22 protein-coding genes and 1 other RNA gene are annotated in these 19,923 nt (G+C 43.5%); 14 read left to right on the top strand and 9 right to left on the bottom strand.

What is annotated here, in order from left to right; translation table 11 throughout:
* Positions 1–29: 29 nt before the first annotated feature.
* Together NYE72_RS10405 and NYE72_RS10400 are read left to right on the top strand one after the other, a co-directional pair.
* Positions 30–461 (top strand): MerR family transcriptional regulator, encoded by a 432-nt coding sequence (locus tag NYE72_RS10405; protein WP_036689305.1) that lies wholly within the window; start codon positions 30–32, stop codon positions 459–461.
* 35 nt (positions 462–496) lie between these two features.
* Positions 497–1,168, top strand: a complete 672-nt coding sequence (locus tag NYE72_RS10400; RefSeq protein ID WP_036689302.1) for a zinc metallopeptidase — start codon at positions 497–499, stop codon at positions 1,166–1,168.
* 36 nt (positions 1,169–1,204) lie between these two features.
* Here the strand turns inward: NYE72_RS10400 and NYE72_RS10395 are convergent, their stop codons facing one another.
* Together NYE72_RS10395 and NYE72_RS10390 are read right to left on the bottom strand one after the other, a co-directional pair.
* Positions 1,205–2,119: a LysR family transcriptional regulator gene (locus NYE72_RS10395; protein WP_036689300.1), complete on the bottom strand. Its 915-nt coding sequence runs from the start codon at positions 2,117–2,119 to the stop codon at positions 1,205–1,207.
* A 4-nt stretch (positions 2,120–2,123) separates the two neighbouring features.
* Positions 2,124–2,759, bottom strand: coding sequence for a rhomboid family intramembrane serine protease (locus tag NYE72_RS10390; protein ID WP_076223329.1), 636 nt, complete (start codon positions 2,757–2,759; stop codon positions 2,124–2,126).
* 117 nt (positions 2,760–2,876) lie between these two features.
* Here NYE72_RS10390 and tpx point away from each other — a divergent pair, with 117 nt between their 5' ends.
* Complete coding sequence (gene tpx / locus NYE72_RS10385; protein WP_038569826.1) at positions 2,877–3,395, top strand: thiol peroxidase; 519 nt, start codon at positions 2,877–2,879, stop codon at positions 3,393–3,395.
* A gap of 189 nt (positions 3,396–3,584) precedes the next feature.
* Here tpx and NYE72_RS10380 read toward each other — a convergent pair whose 3' ends face one another.
* From NYE72_RS10380 to NYE72_RS10370, 3 genes are all read right to left on the bottom strand, one after another.
* Complete coding sequence (locus NYE72_RS10380) at positions 3,585–3,974, bottom strand: DUF1499 domain-containing protein (protein WP_036689295.1); 390 nt, start codon at positions 3,972–3,974, stop codon at positions 3,585–3,587.
* A gap of 159 nt (positions 3,975–4,133) precedes the next feature.
* Positions 4,134–4,325: non-coding RNA, 6S RNA (gene ssrS / locus NYE72_RS10375), on the bottom strand.
* 103 nt (positions 4,326–4,428) lie between these two features.
* Positions 4,429–5,265 carry a DUF624 domain-containing protein gene (locus NYE72_RS10370; RefSeq protein ID WP_036689293.1) on the bottom strand — a complete coding sequence of 279 codons (837 nt, stop codon included), beginning with the start codon at positions 5,263–5,265 and terminating at the stop codon, positions 4,429–4,431.
* A 186-nt stretch (positions 5,266–5,451) separates the two neighbouring features.
* Between NYE72_RS10370 and NYE72_RS10365 the strand changes: the two genes are divergently transcribed.
* A complete protein-coding gene (locus NYE72_RS10365) occupies positions 5,452–5,550 on the top strand; it encodes a hypothetical protein (RefSeq protein WP_036689290.1) in 99 nt (32 codons plus the stop codon).
* Between the two features lie 127 nt (positions 5,551–5,677).
* Here NYE72_RS10365 and NYE72_RS10360 read toward each other — a convergent pair whose 3' ends face one another.
* Complete coding sequence (locus tag NYE72_RS10360) at positions 5,678–7,330, bottom strand: DEAD/DEAH box helicase (protein WP_036689288.1); 1,653 nt, start codon at positions 7,328–7,330, stop codon at positions 5,678–5,680.
* Positions 7,331–7,665: 335 nt separating this feature from the next.
* On the opposite strand from NYE72_RS10360, the gene NYE72_RS10355 reads away from it, so the two are divergent.
* The 4 genes from NYE72_RS10355 to NYE72_RS10340 all read left to right on the top strand — a co-directional run bounded on the left by NYE72_RS10355 (position 7,666) and on the right by NYE72_RS10340 (position 11,820).
* Complete coding sequence (locus NYE72_RS10355) at positions 7,666–8,499, top strand: YitT family protein (RefSeq protein WP_036689285.1); 834 nt, start codon at positions 7,666–7,668, stop codon at positions 8,497–8,499.
* A gap of 180 nt (positions 8,500–8,679) precedes the next feature.
* On the top strand, positions 8,680–8,868 hold the full coding sequence (locus tag NYE72_RS10350) for a hypothetical protein (RefSeq protein ID WP_036689649.1): 189 nt from the start codon (positions 8,680–8,682) through the stop codon (positions 8,866–8,868).
* 231 nt (positions 8,869–9,099) lie between these two features.
* Positions 9,100–10,311 (top strand): putative glycoside hydrolase, encoded by a 1,212-nt coding sequence (locus tag NYE72_RS10345; protein WP_339211760.1) that lies wholly within the window; start codon positions 9,100–9,102, stop codon positions 10,309–10,311.
* A 135-nt stretch (positions 10,312–10,446) separates the two neighbouring features.
* A complete protein-coding gene (locus tag NYE72_RS10340) occupies positions 10,447–11,820 on the top strand; it encodes an MATE family efflux transporter (protein WP_036689279.1) in 1,374 nt (457 codons plus the stop codon).
* Positions 11,821–11,891: 71 nt separating this feature from the next.
* Here NYE72_RS10340 and pfkA read toward each other — a convergent pair whose 3' ends face one another.
* Both pfkA and NYE72_RS10330 read right to left on the bottom strand, forming a co-directional pair.
* Positions 11,892–12,863, bottom strand: coding sequence for a 6-phosphofructokinase (pfkA, locus tag NYE72_RS10335; protein ID WP_036689277.1), 972 nt, complete (start codon positions 12,861–12,863; stop codon positions 11,892–11,894).
* Between the two features lie 66 nt (positions 12,864–12,929).
* Positions 12,930–14,012, bottom strand: coding sequence for a tetraprenyl-beta-curcumene synthase family protein (locus NYE72_RS10330; protein ID WP_036689648.1), 1,083 nt, complete (start codon positions 14,010–14,012; stop codon positions 12,930–12,932).
* Between the two features lie 193 nt (positions 14,013–14,205).
* On the opposite strand from NYE72_RS10330, the gene NYE72_RS10325 reads away from it, so the two are divergent.
* Entirely contained in the window at positions 14,206–15,456 is a 1,251-nt protein-coding gene (locus tag NYE72_RS10325) for an MFS transporter (RefSeq protein ID WP_076098403.1), read from the top strand.
* A 214-nt stretch (positions 15,457–15,670) separates the two neighbouring features.
* Here the strand turns inward: NYE72_RS10325 and NYE72_RS10320 are convergent, their stop codons facing one another.
* A complete protein-coding gene (locus NYE72_RS10320) occupies positions 15,671–15,868 on the bottom strand; it encodes a cold shock domain-containing protein (protein ID WP_036689272.1) in 198 nt (65 codons plus the stop codon).
* A 173-nt stretch (positions 15,869–16,041) separates the two neighbouring features.
* Here NYE72_RS10320 and NYE72_RS10315 point away from each other — a divergent pair, with 173 nt between their 5' ends.
* From NYE72_RS10315 to NYE72_RS10295, 5 genes are all read left to right on the top strand, one after another.
* Positions 16,042–16,275 (top strand): hypothetical protein, encoded by a 234-nt coding sequence (locus NYE72_RS10315; RefSeq protein WP_036689271.1) that lies wholly within the window; start codon positions 16,042–16,044, stop codon positions 16,273–16,275.
* Between the two features lie 6 nt (positions 16,276–16,281).
* Complete coding sequence (locus NYE72_RS10310; RefSeq protein WP_036689267.1) at positions 16,282–16,452, top strand: hypothetical protein; 171 nt, start codon at positions 16,282–16,284, stop codon at positions 16,450–16,452.
* A 212-nt stretch (positions 16,453–16,664) separates the two neighbouring features.
* Positions 16,665–18,455, top strand: a complete 1,791-nt coding sequence (gene pepF, locus NYE72_RS10305) for an oligoendopeptidase F (protein WP_036689265.1) — start codon at positions 16,665–16,667, stop codon at positions 18,453–18,455.
* Positions 18,456–18,543: 88 nt separating this feature from the next.
* A complete protein-coding gene (locus NYE72_RS10300; RefSeq protein WP_042126298.1) occupies positions 18,544–18,855 on the top strand; it encodes a lipopolysaccharide assembly protein LapA domain-containing protein in 312 nt (103 codons plus the stop codon).
* Positions 18,856–18,857: 2 nt separating this feature from the next.
* Positions 18,858–19,898: a M42 family metallopeptidase gene (locus NYE72_RS10295; RefSeq protein WP_036689645.1), complete on the top strand. Its 1,041-nt coding sequence runs from the start codon at positions 18,858–18,860 to the stop codon at positions 19,896–19,898.
* Positions 19,899–19,923 lie beyond the last annotated feature (25 nt).

The raw sequence follows: 19,923 nt of genomic DNA, 5'->3' as shown, positions 1-19,923 counted from the left end.
CAATTAGTGAGGCGAGATTAAATGGGGATATGATTTTGTATCGAATTGGAGAATTAGCTAAGGCTGCTCACATTAGTGAACGAACTATTGATTATTACACGAAACTGGGATTAATCTCCCCGGAATCTAGAAGCACCAAAAATTATCGGCTATACAGCCATGAAACCTTGGCTGCTTTAGAACGTATTACTCAATTAAAGCATGACAAGTATTCATTGGAAGAAATCAAATCTATGCTAGGCAAATGGAATGAGGCAACACCAGAAACCGACGTCTCTGATAAATTAGTCGAGTTAGAGCAGCAAATGCAGCGGCTAGAACGGGAAGTAAAAGCCCTTGAACCTCTTATAAGTGGTTTGAAGCCAGGACAGGCCAGTCGCGTACTTTCAAATCTGCTCCCTCAGGGATTAGCCTGCATGGAAGCGATCCGGCTATTGCTTACGCAAGGACCGCCAATGTAAATACCATATTTACAATACAGTGGAGGAATGCACCTATGTTTATGTACCTGTTAGTAATTATTGCCTTTCTTTTCTCATTGTGGGCACAGTTTAGAGTTAAAGGAACCTTCAGCAAATGGTCGAAGGTAGCTAATTCGAACGGCCTGACTGGATATGAAGCAGCTAGACGTATGCTCGACGCCAATGGCTTACACGATGTTCCGATTGAACCTGTAAGAGGCACACTTTCAGACCATTATGACCCCATCCACAGGGTTGTACGCTTATCAGAGCCTGTGTATTATGAAAGCTCCATCTCTGCAATCTCTGTCGCTTGTCACGAAGTAGGCCACGCGATTCAGCATAAAGTAAGTTACCCTATGTTGACACTTCGTCACCGGATGTTCCCGGTAGTTAATTTCGCATCAGGTGTCGCGCCTTTCATGCTGATGGCAGGTTTCATCTTCGGTTACTTTAATCTTATAGGCTTGGGTATCATTTTCTTCTCAGCTGCTGTTGCATTCCAGCTCGTAACCCTGCCTGTAGAATTCAACGCCAGTAACCGGGCTCGTCAGGTCATGGTAGAACAAGGTTTCATCCGTAACGAAGAAGAACGCGGAGTAGCAAAGGTTCTCAACGCCGCTGCATTAACTTATGTTGCCGCTGCTCTAGTATCCTTGCTTGAACTGCTTCGCTTAATCACCGTCTTTTTAGGCAACCGCGACTAATATCGCATACCTCTAAACAACAAAAACCCCGGAAGGCTAAGAGCCGACCGGGGTATTATTTTGTCTAGCTTTAAAGTAGGAGATTAAAAAAGTCCGAAAGGAACGTGCCACCAGCGGCAATTTACTATCTGTACGGTAGATCAAGCCAACCGTTCTCGTCACCGCAGGCTCCACAACCCTCACCTGAGCTGGTTGAAGAGGATTCGTCTGATAGAACGCCATCTCCGGAAGCAGGCTTACACCCATCCCTGCGGCCACCAAACCACGAATGGTATCGGTCTCTCCGCCTTCAAATGCAATCTGCGGTTGAAATCCCGCCTGCAAGCAAGCTTGCCAAACGATAGGTCTTAACGAATAGCCTTGGCTGAATAGAACAAACTTCTCTTTTTGCAGCTGTTCCAACCGGATCTCAGACTCTCCTGCCAACCTGTGATTCTGCGGAAGAATCGCAAACAACTCTTCAGTCATTACAATATCCCCCGAGACATGCTCATCATTCTCCGGAAAAGGCGAAATGAAAGTTAAATCCACTTCTCCAGACAATACGTCTTTTATCAAAGAAGGGTAAGATCCTTGTTTAAAACGAAATTTGACATGAGGATAATATTTACGAAAATCTGCAACGATAGTCGGGATGAGATGTGTGCCAAGACTATGCGGGAATCCGATCCGAATCTCTCCACGCTCAGGATCCAGAAATTCATGCACCTCATTTACCGAATGCTCCAACTCTTTAAGGATACTCTCAACCTTCTTGCAAAAGAGCTGTCCAACAGGCGTAAGCTGCAGATTGCGCCCTTTTTGCATGAATAGATCAACCCCAAGCTCTTGCTCCAGCTGATGAATCTGACGGCTTACCGCAGACTGCGCTACATGAAGCTCTTCTGCCGCTCTTGTTACGTGTTCTTTTTGAGCTACCTTTAAAAAATATTGCAGCTGTCTTAGCTCCACTCCATCATCGCCCCTGTCTTAGGCTTTTTTTGAATATACGAATAATTAGCCCATATACGAAAAAGCCAGAAACCAAACCTCCGAGATGCGCAACCCAATTCACATTCGGTGTAGCAAACGACATAATGATCCCGATTATTAACAATCCATATAAAGTTTTACGCGAGCCCTCATCCATCATGGCCCGTTGAATAACTGCAATGTATAAAAATGCACCATAAATGGCGTAGATTGCTCCAGAAGCACCAACCGAGACCGTACCAAACTCTACTACTGAGCGAGCACTAATCGCAATTGTAAGCACATTTGCCAGAAATCCGCCCACCAGATAGAGCAGCGCATAACGCCACCAGCCCAGCAATCGCTCCAGAGGCGGTGCAAACACCAGGAGAGCGAAGCAATTAAAGAACAGATGGGAAAACCCATTATGTAAAAAAATAGCGGCCAGATAGCGCCACAGTTCCTCTTTGTACGGACTCACATCAACTATAGCACCAAAATCAACAAGCGTTTGAATATTTGTTGATCCTCCGTTAACTGCCATCAGGATAAACATGATCACATTGGCCAATATGAGCAGACAGGTTACCGGATAATACCGGACATAACTTTTCCAATTTTCGTACCGAATAAATATCATAACACCCATCCCTTTACATATATATCTTGTCCGGTTGGACATCTTCCTGCTATTAAGATTATAATTTATTGTGGCAGTAAGAATCCAATATTATAATTCGAGGAGGAAAACAAGGATATGACGCAAGAAAAAACAGGCGTAGCTACTTTTAAAGGCAACCCCATCACTCTCGTAGGACCTAAGCTAACAACTGGTGATCCTGCACCCGATTTTGTTCTGAGCAAAAATCTCCTGGAAGACGTGTCTCTAAGTGATTATGCCGGTAAAATCAAGCTGATCAGTGTTGTCCCTTCTCTTGATACCGGGGTATGTGACGCACAGACCCGCCGGTTCAACAGTGAAGCCGCAGAGCTTGGTGACGATGTGGTAATTCTCACTGTAAGCACGGACCTGCCGTTTGCCCAAGCTCGCTGGTGCGGTGCTGCCGGCATCGATCGAGTTATTACTCTATCCGATCACAAAGCAACCTCATTCGGACAAGCCTATGGTGTGCTGATTAAAGAATTCCGCTTAGATATGCGCTCCATTTTTGTTCTGGATAAGAACGACAAGATCGTATATGTTGAATATTTGAGTGAAATGACCGAGCACCCTAACTATGAAGATGCTATTGCTGCTGTGAAGAAGCTGCTCTAATTCTCCAATCAGTAGCGGTTATTACAACAATACTTAATAATCTCTGTTAAAAAAGCGGCAGAAGGTCCATCCTTCTCCCGCTTTTTTTGTAATAGAAAGATTTATCGATAACACACTGAGCAGCTCACCGTTTACGTAAACGCATTCATACTATCCCTAAGCAAGAAGGGTTTGACGGGCCTCTAAAAATCAGTCTGCTTTGTATTTTCCTAATTTTTTGTCCAAAGATGCATACAAGCGTTGAATCACACGGTAATTCGCCCCGAGATCACCAAGTGAACCTCTAGATGCAGAATACATATCTACACCACAACGAACAGGCGTCGTATTAAGCACCGATACCGTAATGTCCAGCGTACGGCCAAATGCCGTTCTCTTCTCAAGAGTAATCTCACCTACAGACTCCACTTCGTGAAGCACCTTAAATCCAGGAACTTTCTTTAAAGTCGATGAAACTTCTTCCCATGCTTTGTCTTTAGTTAGATTGTAATAACGCGTTTTTAATGTCGGATCTTTGGCGCGGTCGCTTGTTCCATCATGACTGCGGAATAAGCCAACCAAGGTTCTTTTTAACGACAAAATTCTTCCCCCTCTACAAATCCCAAGTTCATTATTCTAAGTGTAACACTCTTGTCTCAGGAACAAAAGGGTATAACTCACTTTCCCTTTATTCCAGACATACAAAAAAGCGCCCGCTCCCATTATTCACGGGAAACAGGGCGCCTTGGCTTAAACAAGAGAAAACCCGCTTATGCCGTCCGGCTACAGTGTCTTCTGAACCTGCTAGAGCAGGTGGGTGATCGCAGAAAACGTTTTTGAATTCCCCAAGTCATATAGACAGGGCGGTTCAGCTGCGCTTCGTGTAGATCTCCCAAGACATTATCATTGGTTCAAAACAACGAGTAACCGTAACGTACATCGCAGGATTTGTTATTATTATATTGCGTTTTAACGAAAAAGTAAACCTGTATGCGCTTTATTTTTACACAGGAATTAATTACCTGGAAATATCCAACGCTAATCCAGTTTTTTGTTAAATGCGTTTGGTGTCCTTTTCATCAATTTCATCCTCGTAGTCATCATCATCGTCGTCATCGTCGTCATATTCATTCCGATTGTTCAATGCTGCTGCTTCTGCTTCTTCCTGCTCTTTCAGCTTCTTCTTTTCTACTTGCAGCTGTAGCTTATTATAAGTAGCGTAGAAGTTAAAGAAGGCCGCCATTGCAATCAACGTTGGAATACAAATGAAATAAAGAGCCGGATATCTAAGACCGATATAAACAAGAACTGCGGCTGCAATCAATGTAGAGAACACACGAATTGGGCGTGCTATAGTCAGCAATATAGAATTGGTCATCACTTGCTTGAAGCCCATTTGGTAATGAACCACAATGGAAAAGAAGTTAAACATGGATACCGACAAAAGTATCATCAGCACCAACATCAAAATACCAACAATTCTGAAGTTAGGCATTTGTGTCATGTAAACTGTTACATCAACGTACATAACAACGAACATCAATGTATAGATAACTCCTCCGAGCATACTTTTTACATAGTTCTCTTTATACCCCTGAAAAAATGTACGAAAAGTTCCTACATCCGTATTCCCCATTACCCATTTACGCACTACGGTAAATAAAGCGGCTGAAGCTGGAAACACCGTAAAGGGCGCTAAAATCCCCATTGCCCAGTTCAATGTAATTTGCTCGTTCGCTCCACCTGCGCCTGTCCCTAACATAATCATCTTTAAAACACCAAAAAACAAAAACGGGGCGGAACATAGTGCCCATAAGATATTACTGCCTGCGATACGTGAAATCCATTCTGTCACGCGGTATAAGCCGCCCATTGCTCCTTTAAACTCCAATTCCCTTCCTCCTCTGTCTCTTACATACTACATATCTTAACTATACCTCATTTGACCTCCTCATTTCCATAGCCCAACTTTCTGAATTATAGACTATCGTCTATACGTAAAGCCTTTATAGTCCATATATTAGGATTGTAACCATAAGAAATACCAAAATCCCCACATTCTAAAGGAGGTTATCTCATGTCTACACCTGTTGGCTTCGGCGGTTGGACTTCTACAGGCACGATCCTCGTATTGTTTATCTTGCTCGTTATCATCACTCGTACATTCGGATACTAATATCACACAAAACAAATTCGCGCCCTACTAAGGACATAACAATTCACCAAACATCCTTATATTTCAGCAAAAAGAAGACGAGAACCGCAATGCGGCATCTCGTCTTCTTTGGTATCTTGACGAAGTATTAATTATCGAAATCTTCACGTTTTGCAGGACGAGTGCTCGTGCTGCTTGGACGAGTGTATGGTTTACGCTCTGCGCTGCGGTTTGCACCACCGTCACGAGCTGGTGCGCCATCACGGTTGCCTTTATAGCCACCGCCATAGCCGCCACTGCCGCTACCGTAGTTGCTGCCACCGCTGCTATAGCCACCACGACTACCGCCACCGTTATTATCACGGTTACCACGGTATCCGCCACCGCTACCGCTGCCACCGGAAGTACCACGGTTTCCGCCATAACCACCATTAGGTTTACGGCCACTGCGGATATCGTTTTTGCCACCACGACGTTTAGCACGAATTGGATCTTCAGGAGTCAATTCAATTGCGGAATCCTTCTTGTCGCCAGTGAGAAGCTTCATAGCTGCGGACAACAATTGTACGGAATCATATTGCTCAAGCAATTGAATAGAAATTCCTTTGTACTCGTTCAACTCTCCACTTTCTACCACTTCAAGCAAACGCTCAGCAGTAACGCGTTGTTTACCTTCAATAGCTTCAGCCATTGTTGGCAAAGGTTTACGAGTAATCCGGTGACGAGTAACACGTTCGATCAAATGCAGGTGATCAATTTCGCGTGGAGTAACGAATGACCAAGCCGTACCTTCTTTACCTGCGCGTCCTGTACGACCAATACGGTGTACATAGCTTTCAGGATCTTGTGGCAAGTCAAAGTTAATTACGTGAGTTACGCCGGATACGTCCAGACCACGTGCCGCTACGTCAGTAGCTACCAGCACGTCAATGCTGCCATCACGGAATTTACGCATTACAGCATCACGTTGGTTCTGTGACAAGTCACCATGCAATCCATCAGCAGAATATCCGCGTTTTTGCAAAGCTTCAGCAAGCTCATCAACCCGGCGCTTAGTACGTCCGAATACGATAGCTAATTCAGGTGATTCCATATCAATCAAACGACTAAGAGCTTCAAACTTTTGACGCTCAGGCACTTCCACATAAGCTTGATCAATCAGTGGGGCACTGATTTGTTTCGGAATAACGGAGACATGTTGCGGGTTGTTAAGAAATTGTTGAGCTAGGCGTTGAATGTTTGGTGGCATTGTAGCAGAGAACAACATGGTTTGACGTTCTACAGGAACGAGCTTCAGGATAGTCTGAATATCTTCCATAAAGCCCATATCCAGCATTTCATCTGCTTCATCCAATACAACGGTTTGAACATCATCCAAACGGATCGTTTTACGGTTGATGTGATCGAGCAAACGACCAGGTGTACCAATAATGATTTGTGGTTTCTTTTTCAATCCACGGATTTGACGTCCAATATCCTGTCCGCCATAAATCGCCAACGAGCGAAGACCTTTGAAACGGCTTAGTTTGCCAATTTCTTCTGACACTTGGATGGCCAACTCACGTGTTGGTGCCATAATAAGGGCCAAGATTTTTTCGTCTTCACGGTTAATCTTCGAAATGAGGGGGATACCAAAAGCAGCAGTCTTACCTGTACCAGTCTGAGCTTGACCGATCAGATCCGACCCAGTCAATGCTAATGGGATCGACTGTTCCTGTATCGGTGTTGCCTCCTCAAATCCTAACTCTGTGATTGCTTGTAGCACTTTTGGCTCCAAGCCAAATTCTGCGAATGTTTTCAAATTATTCATGCTCCTTCTATACAGTGGACATTCCACATGCTTGTCTGTATTCTTAAGTAGCGGTAAACACATTTATAGGCTGTCCAATCATGCTCTATTTTCTGCATGATATAGCGCTTTTGGGACGAAAAGCCTCCCTAATCATCAGGTACCTTGTTGTACCTGAGCAACTGTAGCTTTACATCCGATGCAATGCAAAAATACCATTGTAACGTTCTACTCAAGAATATCCTATACATTATATCACAAACACATGTGAGAATACCAGTGGGTTCCTTTCTTTTCATTGCTTTCATGTTTTATTTTTTTAAATATATATATAAGGGTGGATTTACTTGTTAAGACAGATTTTGAATTGTTTGGTTGTTTTTTTAGGGGCAGCACTGATCGCCAGTGGATTTAATCTATTTTTAATTCCACACCGTTTACTAAGTGGTGGTGTATCTGGGCTTTCCATGTTAGTGGGTTATTTCACTCCATTAAACATAAGCCTCCTATACTTGCTCTTTAATATTCCTCTGCTGGCTGCAGGCTGGTTCCAGTTAGGCCGGAGATTTATTATTATGAGCATGTTGTCCGTTGTGTTTACAACCTGGTTCTTAACAGTGATTCCCGAGCATCTGGTGGCTACAGATATGCTGCTGTCCTCTGTGTTTGGCGGAGTTCTCGTTGGGATTGGCTGTGGTATCTCCTTCCGTGCAGGAGGTTCTTCCGGAGGTTTTGACATCTTGGGTTCAATTATCACTAAATACCGAGATTTCCCGGTCGGCAATGTAGTAGTAAGTTTAAATGGACTTGTTATCCTGGCGGCCGCTTATCTTGACCAGAACTGGAATTTAGCACTTTCATCAATGGTATCTATATATGTAACAGGTAAAGTGTTGGATATGATTCATATCAGCCACTTAAAGGTAACCGTATATATTGTAACAAACCGTACAGATGAATTACTACAACATCTAATAGGCCTTCAACGAGGTGTCACAAAGATTAAAACAGAAGGTGCTTATTCTCACGTTGAAAAGGACATGCTAATGACGGTAACAACCCGCTACGAACTTGCAGAGCTGCAACGTATCATCCGCACGACAGATCCTCAAGCTTTTGTAAATATTGTTGAAACAGTTGGTGTTATGGGTTCCTTCCGGAAAGACAAAATGAGGAAATAAAAATTCCTAGTATTGGAAAATGCACCAACCTCAGAATTATGATATATTATACACACGCAGAACCCTAACAATTTCATAAAGATTGAGATTTACCCCTCTTTTTTCCAAAGCACTTCGTTTTCCGATGAACACTGAATCTATTCAGAACTATCGAAAAAGGAAAGGGTGATTTTTGTGGAAATGGAAACGGTAAAACTGTCAGCAATCGTCATGAGGTGGTATCCTGATATGATGCCGTTTCTCAAACAGGACGAATTAAATTCAGTAATCGTTCTGCGAGACGGGCTAAGTATTCTGGAACCTGCAGATGCCATGGATATTATCCATTACAGCATCTGTGAACATCAGAATTCTGCGTATCTTCAATGAGCAAGCCGCAAGAGAAGTCTTGATAGTTGCCGCCTTGGGTTCGGCCCTGTTGCCGATTTAAGGCGGCATTTACTTTTTTCATACCGTTTCGAATCCATACATCTCGTTTATAAACAACAAAGGCGGTTTTTTATTCCCAATCTGAGCTAATATTGTTACAACACTGTTCTTTTTGGGAGCAACCGTTCCTATATAATTTAGGGGAAAGTACATAAAGGGAGAGAAAAACGAATGAACATCACCTGGGCTCTACTGATGATGGCCTTGGGAAGCGTAGGCGTACAACAGAACCAACATGACGCTGAAGTGGCGATCGCTTTGAAGTCCGCCATGAATCCCCCCATCATTGCACAACAAAACAACAATTCGAATGTAGCAACTCCAGCTCCAAGCGCTTCACCTGAAGCAACAAACTCAGAAAGTATGTTACACACCGATCCACAACCAGACGCACCCAAAGTAAAAGGCATTTATGTTACCGCCTACAGTGCTGGTGGGGAACGAATGGAAAAGCTGCTTACATTACTTGACCAAACCGAACTTAACTCAATGGTAATAGACATTAAGGACGATGCGGGTTATATCACGTATAAGACCGATAATACCGACCTCCAGAAGCTCGGTAACCCTCAGCCTTTTATTGGAGATATCAATAAGTTAATGGAACGTTTGAAGAAACATGATGTCTATCCTATCGCCCGGATTGTTGTTTTTAAAGACTCCATTCTTGCCAAAAAGAACCCGCAGATGTCTTTTGTTAATACTGATGGCACTGTATGGAAGAATAAAGGCGGCGACAGCTTTGTTAATCCTTATAATGAAGATGTGTGGAAATACAATGTGGATATCGCCAAGGAAGCTGTTAAGCTCGGCTTCAAAGAGATTCAGTTTGACTATGTTCGCTTTCCGGAAGGATTCGAAAAACGTGCTGATACCCTTAAATACACTAAAACCACTGACTCACGCGTAGAAATCGTATCTAATTTTGTTAAATATGCCAAAGCAGAGCTAGCTCCACTTGGTGTCCGTGTATCCGTAGATATTTTTGGATATGCCGCATCTGCCCCTGCTGAGGGTATTGGCCAAGACTTTGTTAAAATATCCAAGAATGTGGATGTTATCAGTCCAATGGTTTATCCAAGTCACTATTCAACCGGCTGGTTTGGCGTGAAAGAGCCCGACTTAGATCCTTACGCTACAATTAAAGGTTCCATGGTTGACACACATAAGAAGCTTGATCCACTGGGCAGCTACAAACCCGTTATTCGGCCTTGGATTCAAGACTTTACAGCAAGCTGGCTCGGAAGTGGTCATTATGTAAAATATGGTAAAAAACAGGTGGAAGATCAAATCCGCGCTTTAAAAGATGAGAACGTGGATGAGTTCCTTCTCTGGAACGCCAACAATCGCTATACTGCCGATGTTGATTACGAAAAACAATGAATACAGCCCTTATTATTTATAGCTGATCTGATATATGTATGCTAAAGACCCGGCGTCTGCCGGGTCTTTTAACGGAAACTTATTGAACTATTTAACCTATTCCTTGAAAAATCATAAAGAATGAGGCACAGAATTATGATACAGACCACCTCTTTAAAACAAAAGGCAGGACAATTTTTTCATATTTTATTCCCAATCCTTGTTACACAAATTGCTTTATCCGCGATCACCTTCTTTGATACTAATATGTCCGGTAAATTCGGAACCGTCGATCTGGCAGGAGTTGCGATAGGAACTAGTCTTTGGATTCCAATCCAAACCGGTCTCAGCGGTATTCTTATGGGGATCACACCTATTGTTTCACAGCTCATCGGGAGCAAAAAGGATAAGGATGTTGCCTTTCAAGTCACACAAGGTATTTGGCTGTCACTGATTGTTTCGATCATCGTCTTGCTAATTGGCAGCTTTGCCTTGTCACCTATTCTTAATTTTATGAACTTGGAGTCTGGTGTAAGAGATGTTGCTTTCCGCTTTCTCAGTGCTATTTCGTTCGGAATTATCCCCCTGTTTGGATATACGGTACTTCGTAGCTGTATAGACGCTTTAGGGCAAACACGCGTATCCATGTGTATTACACTAATAGCTTTGCCTGTAAATGTAGGTTTGAACTATTTGCTCATCTTCGGGAACTTCGGATTCCCTCGTCTCGGGGGCGTTGGTGCTGGGGTCGCTTCAGCTATTACCTATTGGGTTATATTTGCCGTTGCTCTACTGTTCATATATCGTTCTCAGGCCTTTGTAAATCTCAGATTATTCCGTAAGTTCTATTTTATATCGTTAAACAGCATTAAAGATTTGCTCAAAATCGGAGTACCCATCGGTTTCTCAATTTTTTTCGAAACAGCTGTCTTTTCCGCTGTAACCTTGTTAATGAGCCGATTTGATACCGTAACAATTGCCGCGCATCAGGCAGCAATCAATTTTGCAACAACACTTTATATGATTCCGCTCAGTATTTGCATCAGCCTTACCATCCTCGTCGGCTTCGAGACGGGGTCTGGCAGACAAAAAGATGCACGCCAATATGCCATAATGGGTATCGGACTGGCGGCAATCCTTTCGCTGGCCACAGCTTTATTACTCTTGTTTGCCGGAAATCATGTAGCTGGTCTATATTCAGATGAACCCGATGTCATCTCGTTAATTCAGCATTTCCTGATCTATGCAATCTTTTTTCAAATCTCAGATGCGATTGCTACACCTACTCAAGGTGCGCTTCGCGGATATAAGGATGTTAACCCAGCCTTTATCATTTGTTTTATTGCCTATTGGGTAATTGGTTTACCTACAGGTTATGTACTTGCAACTTACACAGATCTAGGAGCATTCGGCTACTGGATTGGTCTTATCACCGGTCTTGCCATCGGTGCGACCCTGCTATTGTCTCGGCTTATCAAAGTTCAACGGCGTTATGCCGCACAATACACACAGGAACAACCACAGAGTTAACGATCCATATTACACAAAAAAGGAACAGTGCGAATCTCGCAGCTGTTCCTTTTTATATATAGGGTCGCTAATTATTGGGAAAGACGGGAAGCCAGCTCATACAGCTCCAGGTCAAAGCCCTTTTTCGTATTTACAACGAGATCAATATCCGTAAGGGTTAATTCACCTTTGATGATACCACAAGCCTTGTCGGATTCACCTTCGATTAGCTTACGTACGGCAAAATCGCCAAGACGGCTAGCCAAATTCCGGTCTCCAGGAGTTGGTGTTCCACCACGTTGGATATGTCCGAGTACAGTAACACGTGCATCCAGAGAAGCATGACGGTCTTTCAGAGCTTGAGCCACATCTTCACCTTTGCCAACGCCTTCGGCAACAATTACGATACTGTGACGTTTACCTCTGATAAAATTATCGCGCATCCGGTCAGCAACTTCATTCAAATCATACGGCATTTCCGGCACAAGAATTGTTTCTGCTCCGGAAGCCAGTCCAGCATGCAGCGCGATATCGCCACAGTGGCGTCCCATAACCTCTACAATCGAAGAACGTTCATGGGAGGACATAGTGTCACGCAACTTGTTAATAGCGTCTACAACAACGCCAACCGCTGTATCAAACCCGATAGTGTAGTCTGTGAAGGAGATATCGTTATCAATCGTACCTGGCAAAGCCATAGTCTTGATACCGAGTTTACTTAATTTGTTAGCTCCTTTATAGGAACCATCTCCACCGATAACTACTAGACCATCGATACCCAGTTCATTAAGGATATCCGCGCCTTTTTGCTGTCCTTCCGGTTTCGTGAACTCCAGACATCTTGCAGACTGCAGAACAGTACCGCCACGTTGAATAATATCTCCTACACTGCGAAGATCCATTGGGAAGATATCGCGATTCAGCAGACCTTGATAACCACGTTGCACCCCAAATACCTCAATACCGAAATAAAGTGCGCTTCTTACAACCGCACGAACAGCGGCGTTCATTCCCTGTGAATCTCCACCACTAGTCAATACTGCGATTTTTTGAATTTTAGACATTCTGTTGTTCCTCCTTAAAATTGTGCGAAGCCTGATACTTCTTATAAAAATAACTTCGCGACATGGTTACAAAAAGCGTTTGCGTATCCAACGGCTGTTAGCGAAGAAGAACAGTCTTGTAAGCGGACTGCCTTTCATCAGGCTTTTAGATACAGAGCGAACTTCCCGCTGTTCGCTAACTTTCGGATCAGATAAATAAAGTGCCAGCAATCCCTCAATCACCATACGATGCATCGAAGACTCTGGAAGATTACGAACATCCTTACGGGCCCACTCAACCATTGCAGCGATCCGACTCAGCATGGTATCCGTGTCATCATAATAATTGCAGAAATTAAGATCACCGCCTGCTCGGTCCTCTTCCTGATCAATCAGATAATCCAGCATAATGTGCAGACCACATACATGCGGAAAATACGCGGCTCGAATCGAAGCCGCAGAAGCTTGGTTCAGCTTCGGATCACATGCGGATAGAAATAACATAAATACACCTAGCGTTGATCCCGTTGCAGCCGAAAATTCATTCCATTGCAGATGTGGTGCTCGACTGCCCTGTTCCTCCCACCACTCCTTCAGGGCTGTTTCCCTGAGTTCCGGGCGGATGTGCTTATACACTTGTAAATCTGTATAGAGCACAGCCAGTTCTCGAATCTCCGCTGCAGCAGCGGAATAACCTGGCAACAAAGAAATCATCTCTTGGCATTTGCGAACCAGCCTGTACAAATATCCGCCGTCATTCTGTTCACTTCGAAGCGCATAATAATTACCTGGCTCAGCATTTGGATCAATAGCATCCAGCATAGATTGATGCAGCAGCCTGAAATCTGCAGGATCAAGCGAAGTACTGCGATCACATAAGTTGTCCAGATAATCACTGATAGTTTGATAAGCAACAATTAGCGGAATCAGTATATGTTTCATCGATAAATTGCCGGCGGCATAAATACCACCGCCTATGCAATGAAACTCTTTAGTTTCAATGCTGGCAAGTGCTTGCTTCCGGAGCTCGGGATCGGGAATCCCGTTCGCATCTTGGCGCCAGAAATGGAGACATTCTCTCACTTCCGGCAGCACGTACTTATAGACCCTGTTCATAAGTCCCAGTGGACCACGCGGGCTAAGGTAACGGCCTTGCTCTAATTCACTCAATGACAGTGCCTCCACATTGTTGTCTCCTTATCCAAATCACCACTTATTATAATATGATCAGGCGTATTTGTACAAACAACAAAATCACTTTCGTAAAATCATGAAAGATTCAGAAATACAGCAGTTTTTAAAAACATCTCCTCATTGCTTTATGCTATACTAGGCATATTTCAATTTCGGAGGAGTGCAATCCATGTTTTCAAAACGGACCGGCAGCCTTTACAGCGATCAAAACTGGCTGCGTTCCTTTCTCTTTACCATATATGGTACCAGCGTCCTTGTAGTATCATACTTTCCTTTATTCTACACACATTTAGGGTTTAGCAGTTCTCAGATAGGCTACTTGTATTCTCTCGGCCCCCTTATCTCCATCCTATCCAATCTATTCTGGAGTATGATAAGCGATAAGTTAGGCACCGTTCGAAAGATCATGTTCATACTACTTGCGGGTCAATTAGTAACTGGTCTTCTATTAGCCAGAGCGACCGAATTTTCATCTGTCATGCTTATTTTGTCCTTCTTCTACTTCTTCTATTACCCAGTTTTTCCGCTTGCCGATACAATGGCTATCAAAGTTGCCGAAAGACACGGACGGAACTTCATTACCATTCGCGTTTTTGGCTCCTTAGGCTATTCTTTCTTTGCTCTAACCGTTGGCTATGCATTAAGAGCATTGGGCTCTACTTGGAGCTTGACCCTATGTATCATCATCATTATTGCTGCACTTTTAATTACCCTAGGACTTAAGGATGTTAAGAGACCTGCTGTTATAGAAACAACGAATCAAGATAAGGACACAGCTGAAGCTGATAATAGCAAAAATGGACTTAAAGATATATTGTTGCAAAAAGAGGTGCTGTGGTTCTTCGGGTGTGTGTTTGTACTCGCGTTAGGCCATAGAATGAACGAAGCCTTTCTGACGATCAGTCTAAAACAACTAGGCGCTGGTGAGGAAATCATTGGCTGGGCACTGCTCGCGTCAGCTCTTAGTGAGATCCCTGTATTATTTATCCTCAGCAGATACGGCGACAAATTCAAAGAATTGCCCTTGCTGGCCTTGGGGAGTCTGATGTATGCTCTGCGTTTTCTTTTGATGTCCCTAGCGGATCATCCAGGCTCAATGATTGCCATTCAAGCCATGCACAGTATATCATTTGGTGTTTTTTATGTAACATCTGTCCGTTATATCACCCGGATTATTCCGGATCGCCTTCGGGCAACAGGTCTTGCCATTTTCACCGTCGTTTGGTCAAGTGCGTCTGGGCTGCTTAGCGGTACCTTTGGCGGCATTATTTATCAAGAGGCGGGGCGTTATATTTTTTATATAGTGGCTACGGGTTTCAGCTTACTCGCTTTTGCAGGGTTTCTGGGACAGCATTTATTGAAATCCAACCTGGATCCGATCAATTATTTCAGAAAAAAGAACAAAAAAGCCTCCCTATAATTAGGGTTGGTATTATTTCATAATACAAAAAGGTCGTTGCACTCCCCTTCACTGGAGTGTAACGACTTTTTTCATTTTGGATAACTTCTATAGTGGGCGTAAAAAAACACAGTTCCCGAAAGAACTGTGTTCTGTAAGTTGGTAACCACTCTTGCAAGGGCTTGCCAAGTAAATTATATATTTGTAGCAGACAGCTTAACTGTCCTGCTGTTTCTTATAATTTTACTACGTTTTCAGCTTGCGGTCCACGACTACCATCAGTGATGTCGAATTCTACTTCTTGACCTTCGTCCAAAGTCTTGAATCCTTCACCTTGAATTGCTGAGAAGTGTACGAATACATCTTCGCCGCCTTCTACTTGAAGAAAACCATAACCTTTTTCTGCGTTAAACCATTTTACTGTACCTTTCAATTGAACAACCTCCTAAAAATAACCGCCATATATGGCGTATAACTATAGTATACTGCAATCTTCTGTTCAAATCAATCAAACCCAACCCTTAATATATGATTTAATTTGCTTTTCCCTTCTCCAGTGCGTTATCATTGAGCCAAAAGCCAAAAATCGCCAGGGTGGTAATGATAATGATCAAAAAACATGAAATATACAAAACAGACAAATGGAATATGATGACGGTAGAAGTTCAAGGCCGCTACATTGTACTCCGCGAAATTTCCGATCAATGGGGAGAAGAAACACATACCTTCCTGAGTCGTCCAGCGATGATGCAATGGGTGAATAACCGCTTCAACAAAGAATCTTATAAAGACAATGAAGAAGAGTACAAAAACATCATTGCAGCTTTCAAACAGGTATAACAGGAAATGAATAACGAAAATCTCACGATTTATGTTGTCCTAGTCCTCTGTCTAGGCGCAGTATTAATTATGACCAAGGATCGTGTCCCGCCGAAATTAAAGCGGGGCATGGCCATGGCAGCGGTCGTAATGATTCTGTTTGCTTTCATCTTTGTTATTTATAGCTTGTTGGCATAACTACCATATAAAGAAGACTAAATATTAATAATCAGGACTTAGCAGGACATAATAAGCTGACTCTACTTTTCAAAGAGGAGGACGTCATGCCTATTACACTCAAGTCCATCCCTCTTCTACTTGTGCTCAGCTTGCTACCGGGTGAAATATCATCCACAGTATTGCCGAGGGAGATTATGCCTACTACATCTCATCATTCTAGGAGGGTTTCTATGGAACAATTATTGAAGAGAAGTGAAGTACCTGCTGAGAATCGTTGGAAGCTTGAAGATATATTTGCCTCTCAGAAGGATTGGGATGCAGAATATGCTGAAGCTAAATCACTGATCAAAAAAGCTGCTGATTTCCAAGGTAAACTTGATTCCGCAGAAGCTGTGAAACAATGTTTTGAGCTGGATGACAAGCTGTCAGTCTCCACTGAGCGACTTTTTGTCTATGCTCATATGCGTCAGGATGAAGACACTGCTAATCCTGAATATCAAGCTTTGTCCTCCAAAGCGAAGAAGCTTGGGATCGAAGCAGGCGAAGCCTTTTCTTTTGTAACCCCAGAAATCTTGGCACTGCCTATTGAGAAGCTGGATCAATTTATTGCTGATCCTGAACTGTCCGCTTACACCTTCACTTTAAAAGAGATGAAACGTGAGAAAGCGCATGTATTGTCCAAGGCTGAGGAAGCTCTGCTTGCCCAAGTTGGAAACCTAGCACAAGCGCCTCAGAACATTTTTAGTATGCTGAACAACGCAGATCTGAAATTCCCTAAGATTAAAGATGAAGATGGCAAAGAGGTCGAGCTGACTCACGGCAACTATATCAAGTTCTTGGAAAGCTCCGATCGCGAGGTTCGCCGAAATGCTTTTAAAGCAGTCTATGACACCTATCGTAAGCAAAAAAACACCATCGCAGCAACGCTTAGCGCCAATGTGAACAAAAACGTCTTTTTCTCACACGTCCGCAAGTATCCATCTGTAATGGAAATGTCTCTTTACGGTGATAACATTCCAAAAGAGGTATACACCAACCTGATTGATACGATTCATGAGAGTCTTCCTTTAATGCACCGTTACATGAAGTTGCGTCAAAAGCTGCTTGGTGTGGATGAGTTACATATGTATGACCTATTTGCACCACTAGTAGATGAATATAAGCTGGATATCACGTACGAAGAAGCGAAGAAAATTACCAAAGAAGGCCTCAAACCGCTGGGTGAAGATTATCTGAATGTGCTGCAAAAAGGCTACGACAATGGCTGGATTGATGTCTATGAGAACGAGAATAAACGCTCTGGAGCTTACAGCTGGGGCCCTTATGGCACACACCCATACGTCCTGCTGAACCATAACGATAATCTGAACAGTATGTTTACTCTGGCACATGAGATGGGTCATGCTCTACACTCTTATTTTTCAGACAACGCTCTGAACTATCGGGATGCACAGTATACCATTTTCCTTGCAGAGGTTGCCTCGACTACCAATGAAGCTTTGCTTATGGATTATCTACTCAAAAAGTCTACAGATCCTAAGGAAAAAATGTATCTGCTCACTTACTATGCCGATCAATTCCGGACAACGATTTTCCGGCAAACGATGTTCGCAGAATTCGAAAAGATCATTCATCAGCGTGTTGAAGAGGGCGATTCGCTTACCCCACAAGATCTTTCGAGTATCTACTACGACCTGAATGTCAAATACTACGGCAAAGAAATGGTTGTAGATCAGGATATCGAGATGGAATGGGCACGAATTCCGCATTTCTATAACAGCTTCTATGTTTACAAATATGCAACAGGCTTCTCGGCAGCGACTAGCTTTGCCAAACAAATCCTTGAAGAAGGTAAACCGGCGGTAGATCGTTACCTCGGCTTCCTGAAGAGCGGTGGCAGTGATTACTCCATCAATATTTTGTCAAAAGCAGGCGTTGACATGTCGTCTCCTGAGCCGATTCGCGAAGCGATGAGTGTGTTCGAAAGTGTTATCGCGCAAATGGAACAGTTGACCAAATAAGGCAGAGAGCTTAGTATTACATTAATCCCTTGCCCTATCTGGGCAGGGGATTTTATATTGTTATATCCCCCTGAGGAGGAAGAATTCAATGAGAATTCAATGGTCACTAATTGCGGGTCTAATCTTCGCGCTGCTAACCGCCATATTCGCAGTCATCAACGTTGATCCCGTTCAAGTCAATTTCGGTTTTGATGTGGTTAATATACCACTTATACTCGTTATTCTTGGCTGCGCGTTAATTGGCGGAATCATCGTGGGCTCTTACGGCATTTTTCGTCAATACAAACTACAAAAGCAAATTAAAAGCTTAACTGCTGAGCTTACCAAGCTTCGTGATGCCGACACTTCACTGGATTCTTTTAACACAGACAATGATGGCTTAACAGGAGGGCTTAACTAATGATTACCATTCAACCTAATGAAGACTACATACTTTCCATCCTAAAAAAATTACTCGATACCCCCAGCCCAAGCGGTTTCACCGCACAGGTAATGACACTAGTTGCTGAAGAAGCAGCTGCGCTGAACATACCTTTAAGCTGGAATGAAAAAGGCGGCGTAATTCTTAACGTCCCGGGCCTAGATCCCTCTCGTACTATTGGCATCAGCGCTCACGTGGATACACTTGGTGCCATGGTCCGCTCGATTAAAGCTAATGGTACACTGCGTCTGACCTCAGTAGGCGGCTTCGCCATGCACAGCATTGAGAATGAATATTGCACGATCCATACCCGCAGCGGCAAAACTTATACAGGAACCATCTTAACCAGCCATCCATCTGTTCACGTATATCCAGACGCTCGTGACTTCAAACGATCAGAGGAGAACATGGAAGTACGTATTGATGAGCTGGTATCTTCTAAAGAAGACGTACTCAAGCTTGGCATTTCCGTCGGAGATTTCATTTCTTTCGATGCACGTGCAGTGATTACGCCTAGCGGCTACATTAAATCCCGTCATTTAGACGACAAGGCAAGCGTGGCTGCCCTTCTTGGATTACTGGAAAGTATTAAACGTGAAGGCTGGAAACCTCTCCACAACCTTTCTTTCCTCATCTCTAACTACGAGGAAGTGGGACATGGTACAGCTTGGATTCCTGGTGAAATCAATGAAATGATTGCCGTCGATATGGGCGCCATGGGTGATGATCTCAGCTGTAAAGAAACCGATGTATCCATCTGTGCAAAAGACTCTTCCGGCCCTTACGATTATGTTATGACAGGCCGTTTGATTGAACTGGCAGAGGCACTCGCGATTCCTTATGCAGTTGATATTTATCCTATGTACGGCTCCGATGCTTCCGCAGCGCTCAGAGGCGGAAACAATATCCGCGCAGCATTGATTGGCCCAGGTGTACATGCCTCCCACTCCATGGAACGTACGCATAAGCAAGCTGTAGTGAACACTGCTAAGCTTCTCGCTGCTTATGTGGGTACAAACTGAGGCTAGCTCTGGCAAGCTAAAACAG

The sequence above is a fragment of the Paenibacillus sp. FSL L8-0333 genome, from assembly GCF_037965665.1.
In the GTDB taxonomy this organism is placed as follows: Bacteria; Bacillota; Bacilli; order Paenibacillales; family Paenibacillaceae; genus Paenibacillus_AQ; species Paenibacillus_AQ odorifer.
Note: the sequence above shows the minus strand (reverse complement) of the source record. Positions and strands in the feature narration are given on the sequence as shown.